This is a genomic window from Neobacillus sp. K501, assembly GCF_053749995.1.
Genome location: NZ_JBSLYA010000005.1, coordinates 237,037 through 251,112, shown reverse-complemented (window position 1 = coordinate 251,112; position 14,076 = coordinate 237,037). Strand labels below are relative to the sequence as shown.

Genomic DNA, 14,076 nt, shown 5'->3' with positions numbered 1-14,076 from the left:
TAGATGGAGCCAACTTTTAATCATTAGTTTATTTTAATATTTCTTATTTAATTAAAATAATTATAAAAAAGTATTGATTTTTCATTGAGAAATGTTATCATTTACTTGTAAGCAAAAATCATTTATGAGGTGAAACACAACAATGACTAAAAATAATCTAACAACAAGCTGGGGTGCACCAGTTGGTGATAACCAAAACTCAATGACAGCTGGCTCTCGCGGCCCATCCCTAATTCAAGATGTACATTTATTAGAAAAACTTGCTCATTTCAACCGTGAACGTGTTCCTGAGCGCGTCGTTCACGCAAAAGGTGCTGGCGCACATGGTTACTTTGAAGTTACCAATGACATGTCTAAATATACGAAGGCAAAAGTATTCAACGGGGTTGGCAAACGTACACCAATGTTTATCCGTTTCTCAACAGTTGCTGGTGAACTAGGTTCAGCGGATACTGTACGTGACCCACGTGGTTTTGCCGTTAAGTTCTACACAGAAGAAGGTAACTATGATTTAGTAGGAAATAATACACCAATTTTCTTTATTCGTGATGCCATCAAGTTCCCTGACTTCATTCATACACAAAAAAGAGATCCAAAAACTCACCTGAAGAATCCGACAGCTGTTTGGGATTTCTGGTCATTATCACCTGAATCTCTTCATCAAGTTACATATTTGATGGGTGATCGCGGTCTACCTGCCACTTTACGCCACATGAACGGTTATGGCAGCCATACCTTCAAATGGGCGAACGCTGAAGGTGAAGCAGTTTGGGTGAAATATCACTTTATCGCCGATCAGGGTGTGAAAAACATGTCAGCGGAAGTAGCAAATAAGCTAGCTGGTGAAAATCCTGATTATCATACAGAAGATTTATTTAATGCGATTGAGAATGGTGATTTCCCATCTTGGACATTACATGTTCAGATTATGCCGTTTGACGATGCTAATACGTATCGTTTCGATCCATTCGATGTAACAAAAACTTGGTCTCATAAAGACTATCCATTAATCGAAGTTGGTCGTATGGTATTAGATCGCAACCCAGAGAACTATTTTGCTGAAGTAGAGCAAGCAACCTTCTCACCAGGAACATTCGTACCAGGTATTGAAGCTTCTCCAGACAAAATGCTTCAAGGTCGTCTTTTTGCATATGCAGATGCACACCGTTACCGTGTAGGGGTAAACCATAATCACCTGCCAATTAACCGTCCACAGTGCCCTGTTCACAACTATCAACGTGATGGACAAATGCGTTTCGATGGAAACGGCGGTGGCTCTGTATACTATGAACCAAACAGCTTTGGCGGCCCAACTGAAGTAACAGAACACAAACAAACTCCGTTTCAAGTAACAGGATTGGCGGAAAGTGTTGCATATGATTCTGATGATCACTACACACAAGCTGGTGACTTATATCGTTTAATGTCTGCTGAAGAGCGTACTCGTTTAGTGGAAACCATTGTTGGTGCAATGAAACCAGTTGAGATTGAAGAAATCAAGCTTCGTCAAATTCAACATTTCTATAAGGCAGATCCAGAATACGGAACTCGAATTGCCGAAGGTCTTGGATTAGCTGTACCACAAGAAGTACGTTAATTTTCTTAGATTCAAAATGTTCAAATTTACTATTCTTATTCTCAAATTTTATTCTCAATTAATAGGTATCCGTTCCAAACGGGTACCTATTATAAAACAAAGTAAAAGAGGATTTATCATGAAGGAGAATGTAGTTTCAGACGAACTAATCCCAATTTTAAAAAAGCACGGTTTACGGATAACCCCTCAAAGAATTCATATTTTAGAAACGATAATCGCCGAGGATCATCCTACCGTTGAAGATATAGCACGTCATTTACCCAATATGAGTGTCGCTACGATCTACAATAATGTTAAACAATTCGTCAGCATGAATATTGTGCACGAATTACCCTATGGGAATGGCATTAGTAGATATGAATTATATAAAACCAATAACTATCATGTCATTTGTCAATCCTGCGGTATGATTGTCGATTTTACTTTTCCTGGTCTAAAAGCGGTGGAAAACATGGCATCAAGTCTAACGAAATATAAAGTTCATCGACACAACATGGAAATTTATGGTGTTTGCGCAGATTGTCAACATGCAACTTCGAGGTGAAAGAAAGATGACTAGAAAGAAAGTTGGATTGCTCGTGATGGCATACGGTACGCCTAATCGGGAAGAAGATCTATTACCCTATTACACGCATATTCGGCACGGTAAAGTTCCAACATCAGAAATGATTTCCGATTTAAAAAACCGCTATCAAGCCATTGGCGGTATCTCCCCTCTAGCCGAAATAACCCTTGATCAAGCGAAGAAACTGGAAGATAGATTGAATTCAATCCAAAATGAAGTGGAATTTATTTCGTACCTTGGTTTAAAGCATATCTCCCCGTTTATTGAAGATGCCGTCACGGCGATGAAGAATGACGAAATGGAAGAGGCTGTTTCGATTGTCCTTGCACCACATTATTCTACTTTTAGTACCGAGGTCTATAACCGTCGGGCGCAAAAAACTTCAAAAGAAATCGGCGGGCCAAACATTATCACCATTAACGAATGGTATCAGGAACAAGGATTCATTCGTTTTTGGGCAACAAATATTGAAGGAATCCTAAAGGAAATCCATGGTGAGGAACTTGAGAGGACCGTCGTGATTTGCTCGGCACATAGCTTACCAGAAAAAATCTTAAAGTTTAATGACCCTTACCCTGAACAACTTCAAGCTACAGCCGAACTCATTTCTAAGGAATTAGGCTTCTCGAATGTAGTGGTTGGCTGGCAAAGTGAAGGAAAAACAGGTGAACCATGGCTTGGGCCAGATGTTCAAGATTTAACCCGGGATTTATCTGATCAAGGCTATCGTACATTTATCTATGCGCCAGTGGGCTTTGTAGCTGATCATTTAGAGGTACTTTATGATAATGACTATGAATGTAAAGTCATTACCGATGAATTAAAGGCTAACTATCACAGACCGCCAATGCCGAATACGGACGCACTTTTTATTGAAACGTTAGCAAAACTAGTCTTAGAAAAATACACAACCAATGTACCTGTATTAAATTGAAAGGAGAATGAGAATGGCTTCGAAAAATGAGGTATGCCCTACTTGTCAAACTCCCATTAAAACCCTGAAGCACAGCATTATATGCGAATGTGGAATCAAATTAAAGCCGATAAAAACGAAATACTTAAAACGCCTTGCTATGTAGAAACAAGGCGTTTTTTGTGTCTTCCACGGGAGTATCCTTGCAGAATCGAGGGCTTGAGGAAAATCCCATTGAAAAATCGATCTTCAATCACTCCAGACCTTGGTGCTGTGACCGAACTTCATTCCTTTTTCGATTCTCAGTCACTCCAGACCCTCTGCTCTGACCCAACTTCATTCCTTTTTCGTTTTTCGGTCACTCCAGACCCTCTGCTCTGACCCAACTTCATTCCTTTTTCGTTTTTCGGTCACTCCAGACCCTCTGCTCTGACCCAACTCCTTTCCTTTTTCGTTTTTCGGTCACTCCAGACCCTCTGCTCTGACCCAACTCCTTTCCTTTTTCGTTTTTCGGTCACTCCACAGACCCTTTGGTGCGATTATAGCCGCCTAATTCATCCCTAATATTAGCTGGGTGCGGGTTTATAAGAACTTCATAAGAAATAATGAATAAAATAATATCAGTCTAATAGAAATGTTAGTAATAACCCATTAGGGGGTAACGATATGAAAAAATTTAAAGTGGGATTCTATACGGTTTCCATCATTGGATTCGTCGCTTTAATGGTCATCTCTTTCTTTCCTAGGTAATGGGGTCTACCCCTTTTTTTAAACTCTATAGGACAAGTTCTTTTTTCTCCCTCATCACCTCAATCCTCTTCCTTTTCTCAAAATCTTGATTACCTGGTTAAAATTGTATATTCCACCAATCTCATATATACTTTTTGTAAATGTATAAATCAACTATATGTATAAAGGTGGTAGAACAATGAAACTAGGAGCATTTTCTGTAAGTTTAACCGTTAAAGACATTCACGCATCAAAAGCATTTTACGAAAACCTAGGGTTTCAAGACTTAGGTGGCGATATTTCACAAAACTGGCTTATTTTAAAGAATGGAGATTGCGTAATCGGACTGTTTCAAGGTATGTTCGAAAAGAATATCCTTACTTTTAATCCAGGCTGGAATCAAAATGCAGAGAACCTCGATTCCTTTACGGACGTCCGAGAAATACAAAAACAGCTGAAAGAAAAGGGGATTAAACTGTTAACTGAAGCTGAAGAATCGAGTGAGGGACCTGCACATTTTATTCTCGAAGATCCAGATGGTAATCAAATACTAGTAGATCAACACCGATAATAATGATCAAACCTCCTATTCATTAACATGAAAAAGAGCTGCCGATTGGCAGCTCTTTTTCATATAAAAATAGTATCACCCAAAGACCAATTCTTTCTCACGCTCTTTAACGAGTTCTGCATCGCTCAGCCCTAGCATCTCGGCTGTTGAAGTGTGAATTTCGCTTAAAAGACCTGGGTTGTCCATTAACGACAAACCATAAGAAGGAATCATTTCTTTGATTTTTAATTCCCACTCTTTCATTTCTTGTGGGAAGCATTTTTTGATGACTTCAAGCATCACGTGAACCGCTGTTGATGCACCAGGAGAGGCCCCTAGCAAGGCTGCGATGGAGCCATCTGCTGCAGTAATGACCTCTGTACCAAATTGAAGGGTTCCTTTGCCGCCTGCTTCTGTATCTTTGATAACCTGCACACGTTGCCCCGCGACTACTAAATCCCAATCCTCGCTTTTAGCGGTCGGGATAAATTCTCGTAACTCTTCCATGCGCTTTTCTTTTGATAGCATGACTTGCTGAATTAGATACTTTGTCAATGGAATCTCTTTTGTTCCTGCCGCTAACATCGTTAAGAGATTATTCGGTTTGACTGAAGTAATCAAATCGAGCATGGAGCCATTTTTTAAGAACTTTGGTGTGAAACCAGCAAATGGTCCAAATAGCAATGACTTCTTATTATCGATATATCTCGTGTCAAGATGCGGAACAGACATTGGCGGTGCTCCGACCTTAGCTTTTCCGTACACTTTAGCATGATGTTGTTCGACAACATCGGGATTATTACACACCATAAACAGTCCGCTGACCGGGAATCCTCCAATATTCTTCCCTTCAGGAATACCGGATTTTTGTAGTAAATGAAGGCTTCCTCCCCCGCCTCCGATAAAGACGAATTTTGCTGTTTGATGTTTGACCGAACCACTAAAGGTATTTCGGACTTTTAATTCCCACAAGCCTTCACTCGTACGCTTAATCCCCTCAACACTTTGATTATATTTAATATGGACATTTTTACTCTCTAAATGTTCAAACAACATCCGCGTTAACGCGCCGAAGTTTACATCCGTTCCGGTGTCGACCTTGGTTGCCGCGATCGGTTCATTCCAGGCACGGCCCTCCATGATAAGTGGAATCCACTCCATCAGCTTTTCTGGATCATCAGAAAATTCCATCCCTTGGAATAACGGATTTTTTGACAGCGCTTTAAAACGATTCTTCAAAAATGTAATATTTTCTTCCCCTTGTACTAGACTCATATGTGGCAATTGTCTAATAAAGTCCTCTGGATTCTTTATTAGCTTGCTCTTTACAAGATAAGACCAGAACTGCATCGAAACCTGGAACTGCTCATTAATATTAATCGCTTTACTAATATCTACAGATCCATCCGTCTTTTCCACTGTGTAGTTAAGTTCACATAATGCAGCATGCCCCGTTCCCGCATTATTCCATTCGTTTGAGCTTTCCTCACCTGCGTTTTCGAGCTTCTCAAATACGGTAATTTCCCACTCCGGTACTAATTCTTTCAAGAGTGTTCCTAAAGTTGCACTCATGATACCGGCACCAATTAGTATGATGTCTGTTTTCGTTATTGTTTCCCCCATGATAACCAACCTTTTCCCCTGAATTTTTCAGAAAAGAAGCAGGCGTCACACCAAGCCTAAACGCAAACTACACCTTTTCTGTCTAAATATACCCCTATCAAATTGTATTAAAATAATTTATAGATTCTAAATATCTTCTATTATATGATAATTATAAATTATTTAAAAGGAAGTAAAAAGTAATATATCTTCCCAAAAGGTAAATTAACCAATTAAAATGAAATAAGAGGCTAAATTACCAAGAATACTCTGCTGAAATTCTTTTTAAGAATAGTGGAAATAATTCCTCTAATATAATTTTATCTCAATATAAAAAGAAATGTAATAGGTTATTTCAGAATAAAGAAAAAGGGGGTAACGCCAAAACTATTATCCCCCTCTTATTACCTATTTATTTTTCCTTCCCACTCGCAAAATGTTTAAGTGTATCTAATAATTCTTGGGAATTGTCCGCAGCGACAAATTGACCATTGATAATGGCATAAGGTGACTGCTTACACTCCTTACATCTACTTTGGCATTCGTATTCCTTGTAAGTAACATTTTTTGAATTTAAAAAGGTTTGATAATCCGAAAAGTCTTCTTCTGATAAAAAACGATCAAGATTGTTCTGGCAAAATTCAATCGTTACCTTGTTTTGTTTGTTTAATAATTTATTGAACAACTTCAAGTTTAAGACATCCTTTTATTAGCTTTACTTTTAACCCATTTGTTCAAATTATATCAAACTAGCAAGCGGTTGTTAAAGCTTGATGATAACTTTTTCACTCGTATTCATTTTTTTCGTTCTTTCATTTTTACGAGTAAGTTTTCTGGAAAAAGCCTTTCGAATTTCCTCAATTGCTATGATAATGGGTGGAATACAGAATAGGAAGAGCCAATTTGTTATTCCTATTGGTCCTGTACCAAATACCTTTTGTAATAATGGTACATGCATAATCATCAATAGAAACAAGATTTCAAGTATGATCCCTAGATTAATCAGGTGATTTTTCAAAAGTCCTTTCTTAAAAATGGACACACCCTCGGTCCGACAGTTCATAACTGCCCCTATTTGACTGAAAACGATGCCTGCTAAAGTCATCGTTGTTGCCTCAATATAAATTTCACTACCTTCCGGAGCTAAACTTGCTGCAGAATAGCCATTGATATAGTTGGTAAAGAAATAGGCAATGATCGAAACAATGGATGCTAAAATGCCATACCAAAGAAATGCTTTAAGAATTAGTTTTTTATTTAATAGAGGTTCAGACAGGTTTCTTGGAGGTTTGGTCATAATTCCTTTCTCTGGTTCTTCAGAGCCTAATCCTAATGCAGGAATTAAATCAGTGCCTAAATCAATAAATAAGATTTGCATAACCGTTAAGGGCAAAGGGATTGCTCCTTTTGAAAATAGGAAAAACGCGGAAGGAACAGCTTCTGGCATATTGCTATTTAAAATATAGAGTAAGAATTTCCGAATATTGTTATAAACCGTTCGTCCCTGTTCAACTGCGTGAATAATGGAAGCAAAATTATCATCGGTTAAAATCATATCAGCTGATTCTTTTGCAACATCCGTCCCTGATATTCCCATTGCCACCCCAATATCTGCCTTTTTTAAAGCAGGAGCATCATTGACACCATCACCGGTAACCGCTACAATTTCTCCCATTTTCTGCAAATTCACAACCACTCGATACTTTTGTTCTGGTGCCACTCGGGCAAAAATGATCTCCTCTTTTAATGCTATCATTAACTCATCATCAGACATATTCTCTAGCTCAATCCCTGATATTAACCGCGGGTGATCGCCGGTAACAATACCAATTCGTTTTGCAATACTTTCTGCGGTCAGACCATAATCACCGGTAATCATTACGATCCGAATACCAGCTTGATGTGCACGGGAAACAGCTTCAGCAACTTCTGGACGTGGTGGATCACTCATGATAACCAAACCGATGAATGTCAGCTTTTGTTCAATAATCTCAGGAAGATATAAACCTGGGTTTGCTGGGATATCATCGTCATTATCTCCTATATAACGGACAGCCACAGCTAATACACGCAATCCTAATCGTGCATACTCGTCATTCGCTGCCAACGCACTTAATTTTATTGCATCCGACATTTGATGAACCGTCCCGTTAATCGATACCGTATCACATAATTCTATTAATTCTTTTGGTGCCCCCTTTGTATAGGCAACTTGATTTTTCTCATTTATCGGATGGCTTAATTGATGGATGGTGGTCATTCTTTTTCTTCGTGAATCAAAGTGAAGCTCCCGAATTCGTGGCTGCTCTTTTTGTAAATTCTCTAAATGAACTCCTGCTTTCTGTGCTGCAACTCCTAGACAAGCCTCCGTCGGGTCACCAAGAACGGTGTACCTTTGATTTTCTTCATTAGGTGCTATAACTCTTGCATTACTGCATAGGCTTACAGCAGTCATTATTAAACTTAAGCCTGAGTTGGAATCGATTGAAATAGCTTGACCATGATCCACTATCTCTCCGTCTGGAGAATATCCCGTACCGGTAACTTCTAATTCTCGGTCTGGTAGCCAAATATGGTTTACAGTCATTTCGTTTTGAGTCAAAGTCCCAGTTTTATCTGTACAAATTACCGAGGTACAGCCAAGTGTTTCGACTGCTGCAAGATTTTTAACAAGCGCATTTTTCTTTGCCATTCTTTGTACACCTTGAGCCAATGCTAAGGTAACCGTTGGAGACAAACCTTCTGGTATAAAAGCAACAATCATTCCCAATGCAAAGATAAACGATTCAGCAATTGGGTTATTTACAAAAAATATAGCTAATAAAAAGAATGATGTACCGAATGCTAGAGCAATGACGGATATTTGTTTCGTTAATCGATTTAGTTCTTTTTGTAAAGGACTTAATTCTTCTACCACATTTTGAGTCAGATTCGCAATTTTTCCTAATTCAGTGGCCATACCTGTTTTATAAACGAGAGCTTTCCCAGAACCACTGGACACTGTACTTCCTGTAAAAATCAGATTAGAAGTTTCTAAATTCGTTAAATCATCACAATGAATAGCATCAGAAAACTTACGAACAGGATTCGATTCTCCTGTAAGTGCCGATTGATTAATCTGTAAATCATTCGATTCTACCAGTCGAGCATCAGCTGAAATTTTATCGCCTTCTTCAATTAACAGAAGATCCCCCGGAACAAGTTCATCCGTTACAATTTTTATCTCTTGTCCTTCCCGAATAACACGAGCATATGAAGAAAGCAATTCCTTTAATGCTTCCGTTGCTTTACCTGCGCGAAACTCTTGAATAAAACTAAATATCCCATTAATAAGATTGACGCACCAAACAGCGATGCCTAATTGTGGCATCTTTGCAATAAAAGCAATAGCCCCGCTTATCCAAAGAAGAATTGCCATCATACTAGTAAAATGGACTAAAAATTGAATGAAGATTGGTTTTCCCTGCTTTTCTTTAATCGTATTTTTACCATATAAAGAAAGCCTTTTTATTACTTCTTCATTTGTTAATCCTTCTTCGCTTGTACTTAAATTCTGATAAACTTGACCTGGAACTAGTTTAGATATGATGTGCTCTAATTCCTCAAACACTATTTTTGTATCCATTTTTAGTTCCCCCATGTTAAAATTTTCTCGCATTTAAAGATGGGTAAAAATAAAAATTCATACATATTTATGAACTTTTCTGTATATGAATTTGTTCAAAAAAATAGAAAAAAACACCTTTAATGCAATTAAAGGTGTTAGATCATATGAGGTATTAGTTAGTGGGCATGTGTTCCATGATGGTGTCTGTTAAACCATTTCCAGTTTTCGTGATTCGTAGCTTCTATGAACACACCTAAAATCACTTCAACAACCCCTACAGTCATGAATACTGGTAATAACCAACTTTCCCAACCAAACCAGTAAACTTCAGCAGAAATCCAAATGACCAACGCAGCTCCTAGAAGAATAGTTGCCATTCCAGCAAAACGATGATTCTTAAAAACTAAGAAAGCAGCACCCATTCCAAGAACCCCAAAAACGGCTAATAACATAATTCCTGGTAGTAAATAATCGCTAAAAGGGCTCTCTGCTAAGAGTTTTAATGAAAGATCCAATGTTTTCCCAGTCGGCTCAACAATAAGCATGATACCGCCAACCACTGCACCTAAGCTAACCAAAGACAATAATAAAGCAGTGCCGTTTGCTAAAGACCTCCGTGTGTTCATAACACCCATCTTCTTTCAAAATAGATTTGAAAAGATCTTGAGTCGAAACAATTGGAGTTGTCTTTTCAACTATTATTATAGCATATTATTCCTTTTTTTTCTATTTAAAGAGTACATTGACACAAATAGTAAAGGTCAATTTTTTAGAATCTAGCTTGACAGGCTCTAAATTGAGAGTGTCAATAAATTGACAGAATTATGAAATATTATAAGCCGTAAATATGATAGATTTTAATTGTAAGCTACTCATTTTTATCCCACTTCATTCATATTTGCTACAAAATCAAATCTGAAAGGAAGGATTATTTATGTCACGATTAGCATTAAGTTTTTCAGAAATCAGTTTGGACGATATTCATGTCGTTGGTGGAAAAAACGCATCTTTAGGTGAGATGTATCGTGAACTAACACCAAAGGGGGTAAAAGTTCCAGATGGTTTTGCCACGACAGCTGATGCCTATGGTTATTTTTTACGGTCTTCCGGGCTAGAATCTTCAATTAATCATATCCTGAAACATTTGGACCCCTATGACACAAAAGATTTAGCAGAGAAAGGGAAACAAATTCGCGAGTTAATTCTCTCGGCCGAATTTCCTTTTGAATTAACAGAAGTGATTAAAGCAAGTTATGAACAACTATGTGGAAAGTATGGAACGGTTATTGATGTGGCTGTACGCTCAAGTGCGACAGCAGAAGATTTGCCTGAAGCCAGTTTTGCCGGAGCTCAAGAAACTTACCTGAATATTTGTGGGATCCACGCGTTAATAGATGCCTGCCGAAAATGTTATGCCTCGCTCTTTAATGACCGGGCAATTTTCTACCGGGAAGTGAATGGGTTCAAACACTCAGAGGTGGCTCTATCCGTCGGTGTACAGAAGATGGTCCGTTCAGACTTGGCTGCTTCTGGCGTTATTTTCACTCTAGATACGGAAACAGGATTCAAAGAAGTTGTGTTTCTGACATCTGCCTATGGGCTTGGTGAAAATGTCGTCAAAGGTTCGGTGAATCCAGATGAATTTTACGTTTTTAAGCCAACCTTGAAAATAGGATTTAAGCCGATCATAGCGAAAACCATCGGTTCCAAAGAAATAAAAATGGTTTATGTAGAAGATAAAGATGTTTATACGGGACAAAGCACAATAAATATCCCGGTTCCTCAAAAGGAACGAAGATTATTTTCGATTAACGATGATGAAATCTTACAGCTCTCGCGTTGGGCAGTGCTAATCGAAGAACATTATAGCAATAAGGCAGGATATAATAAGCCGATGGATATCGAATGGGGTAAGGATGGCCTAACAGGTGAGTTGTTTATTTTACAAGCCCGGCCTGAAACTGTACAGGCGAAGAACCTCGGTACGCATATGACACAATATACCCTGCTCGAAGAAGGCAAGGTATTAGCTGTAGGAAGAGCAGTTGGAGCTAAAGTTGGATATGGTACTATCCGGGTAATAAAGTCTGTTGAGGATATTAATCTTTTCCAAGAAGGCGAAATCCTGGTTACCAGCATGACAGACCCTGATTGGGTACCCATAATGAAAAAAGCAGCTGGTATTATTACTGAGCGTGGCGGACGTACATGTCATGCCGCCATCGTCAGTCGTGAACTAGGCATACCTGCTATTGTAGGGGTAGAAAATGCAATGGATTTGTTAAAAGATGGAATGGAAGTCACCCTTTCCTGCACAGGTAAAGATGAAGGTAAAATTTATGAAGGCATTCTTAAGTTTCATAAAGAACTCATTGAGCTTAAACAAACCGTCAGACCAAAAACAAAGATTATGATGAATATTGGCAATCCTGAAGAAGCATTTAAGCTGTCTGCGATTCCTAATGATGGAGTAGGATTAGCACGAATGGAATTTATTATAAATAGCCACATTCAAATCCATCCTCTCGCTCTTGTCAATTATCCAGAAATGCTTACTGAATCAGTCAAACAGCAGATTGATGAACTAACGGCTGGATATAAGAGTAAAGAGGATTACTTCATCGAAAAACTGGCCCAAGGTATCGGAAAAATAGCCGCCGCTTTTTACCCAAAAGATGTAATTGTACGAATGTCTGATTTTAAAACCAATGAATACGCTAATCTTCTTGGCGGCAGTTCCTTCGAGCCGAAGGAAGATAATCCAATGTTAGGATTCAGAGGGGCTTCCCGCTACTATAATCCTCGTTATCGCTGGGGATTTGCGTTAGAATGTGCAGCCATTAAAAAGGTGCGCGAGGAAATGGGGCTGTTCAATGTCAAGATCATGATCCCCTTCTGCCGAACCGTTGAGGAAGGTAAAAAGGTGCTCGAAGAACTTCGGTTGCACCACCTTGTTCAAGGAGTAAAGGGTCTAGAGGTCTATTTAATGTGTGAGCTCCCTTCCAATGTAATCCTTGCTGATGAATTCCTAAAAGATTTTGACGGTTTTTCGATTGGTTCCAACGATTTAACCCAATTAGTTCTTGGTCTCGATCGGGATTCTGAAATCGTAGCCCCGTTATTCGATGAACGAAATGAAGCAGTAAAAGAAATGCTCAGAATCGCGATTAGATCGGCCAAAAAAAATCATAAAAAGATTGGAATTTGCGGCCAAGCACCATCCGATTATCCTGAAATTGCCCAGTTGCTTGTGGAATGCGGCATTGACTCAATGTCTCTTAACCCGGATGTCGTCATCTCCACTTCTCTAAAGGTTTCCGAATGGGAAAAAAGCATGGAAAAACATGGAGTGTTACAATAAAATCGTCTATTAATAGAGATAAACCACCAAACCTTTGATCCGACTTTGGATTGAAGGTTCTTTTTTAGTAAGATTAATCTTTTTTAGGAGGGTCTTAATTACTAGGAGGTTTAAAGCATACTTCCATATTTTACGGAAAGTTTAGAAATAAAAAGCTCCTATCTTCCTTGTGTTGAGATAGCAGCTTTCATATATATCTTTTATATAACGAAGTGTGAGGTGCTCCCCATTTCTTCTGTTCTTCTTATCGATTTAACTGTTTCACTCTACTTAGCTTATTTTCCCTGCTTAATTTGATAATTTCTGCAATAATGCTGATGGCTATTTCATCAGTTGTTTCTGCGCCAATTTCCAAGCCGATGGGGGAATGAACCTGCGCTAATTGTTCTTGGGTGACTCCTTCATTTTTTAATTTTTCTAAAATAGTGATTGCCTTGCGTTTGCTGGCCACCATACCAACATAGGCAATTGGAAACTGCAGTGCTGTTTTTAATACAATATCGTCCCCATCCTTTGTCACAATGACCACATATGACTTTTCATTTAGGTTAGCTTCAAGCATGGCTATTCTGATATCCTCGTTCACAAACAGATTTGTCGCATTCGGAAAGCGTTCTTTTGTACAATAACCAACACGGTCATCGACAATGCAATAGGGATATTCAAGGGAATCAGCGAGCCTTGCCAAGGCAAAGGCTAAATGACCGGCCCCGGCAAGAACAAGTTCTGGTCTGCTTTTATAGACTTCAATAAAGACCCGCAGCGTCCCGCCGCAATTCATTTGAATTCCGTCTTTTGCGTGTTTATTCAATTTATATTCCACCATTTTCGATTGACCATCTTCGATCGCCTTAACACTCTCTGCGATGATATAGTATTCCGCCAATCCCCCTCCGACAGTGCCTTCAATCGTACCGTCACGAAAGACAATCATTTTTCCAACATGGCTGGGAGTTGAGCCTCTTGATTCGATGATCATAGCTAAAGCAAAGGTTTCGTTTTGACGGTTCAGTATGGCGACTTTTTCCATTATTAACATGAATAGCTCCCCCCTTTTTGAGACTGGAGTGACCGTAAATTCAATTTGTCATGAAGTTCGGGCACTGTAGATGGTCTGGAGTGACCGTAAATTCAATTTAATTGAACGTTCGG

10 protein-coding genes are annotated in these 14,076 nt (G+C 38.8%); 5 read left to right on the top strand and 5 right to left on the bottom strand.

Going from position 1 to position 14,076, the window contains the following annotated elements; all coding sequences use genetic code 11:
• Positions 1–142: 142 nt before the first annotated feature.
• The 4 genes from katA to ACWM35_RS14035 all read left to right on the top strand — a co-directional run bounded on the left by katA (position 143) and on the right by ACWM35_RS14035 (position 4,375).
• A complete protein-coding gene (gene katA / locus ACWM35_RS14050) occupies positions 143–1,597 on the top strand; it encodes a catalase KatA (protein WP_454819403.1) in 1,455 nt (484 codons plus the stop codon).
• A 118-nt stretch (positions 1,598–1,715) separates the two neighbouring features.
• Complete coding sequence (locus ACWM35_RS14045; protein ID WP_454819402.1) at positions 1,716–2,141, top strand: Fur family transcriptional regulator; 426 nt, start codon at positions 1,716–1,718, stop codon at positions 2,139–2,141.
• A 7-nt stretch (positions 2,142–2,148) separates the two neighbouring features.
• A complete protein-coding gene (gene hemH, locus ACWM35_RS14040) occupies positions 2,149–3,096 on the top strand; it encodes a ferrochelatase (RefSeq protein WP_454819401.1) in 948 nt (315 codons plus the stop codon).
• Between the two features lie 907 nt (positions 3,097–4,003).
• Entirely contained in the window at positions 4,004–4,375 is a 372-nt protein-coding gene (locus tag ACWM35_RS14035; protein WP_454819400.1) for a VOC family protein, read from the top strand.
• Between the two features lie 75 nt (positions 4,376–4,450).
• Here the strand turns inward: ACWM35_RS14035 and ACWM35_RS14030 are convergent, their stop codons facing one another.
• The 4 genes from ACWM35_RS14030 to ACWM35_RS14015 all read right to left on the bottom strand — a co-directional run bounded on the left by ACWM35_RS14030 (position 4,451) and on the right by ACWM35_RS14015 (position 10,189).
• Entirely contained in the window at positions 4,451–5,977 is a 1,527-nt protein-coding gene (locus tag ACWM35_RS14030) for a malate:quinone oxidoreductase (protein WP_454819399.1), read from the bottom strand.
• 391 nt (positions 5,978–6,368) lie between these two features.
• Entirely contained in the window at positions 6,369–6,647 is a 279-nt protein-coding gene (locus ACWM35_RS14025; RefSeq protein ID WP_454819398.1) for a DUF1450 domain-containing protein, read from the bottom strand.
• 72 nt (positions 6,648–6,719) lie between these two features.
• Positions 6,720–9,581, bottom strand: a complete 2,862-nt coding sequence (locus ACWM35_RS14020; protein ID WP_454819397.1) for a cation-translocating P-type ATPase — start codon at positions 9,579–9,581, stop codon at positions 6,720–6,722.
• A gap of 158 nt (positions 9,582–9,739) precedes the next feature.
• A complete protein-coding gene (locus tag ACWM35_RS14015) occupies positions 9,740–10,189 on the bottom strand; it encodes a hypothetical protein (protein WP_454819396.1) in 450 nt (149 codons plus the stop codon).
• A 308-nt stretch (positions 10,190–10,497) separates the two neighbouring features.
• Between ACWM35_RS14015 and ppsA the strand changes: the two genes are divergently transcribed.
• Positions 10,498–12,924, top strand: coding sequence for a phosphoenolpyruvate synthase (gene ppsA / locus ACWM35_RS14010; RefSeq protein WP_454819395.1), 2,427 nt, complete (start codon positions 10,498–10,500; stop codon positions 12,922–12,924).
• A 244-nt stretch (positions 12,925–13,168) separates the two neighbouring features.
• Here ppsA and ACWM35_RS14005 read toward each other — a convergent pair whose 3' ends face one another.
• Entirely contained in the window at positions 13,169–13,963 is a 795-nt protein-coding gene (locus ACWM35_RS14005) for an XdhC family protein (RefSeq protein ID WP_454819394.1), read from the bottom strand.
• Positions 13,964–14,076: the final 113 nt, after the last annotated feature.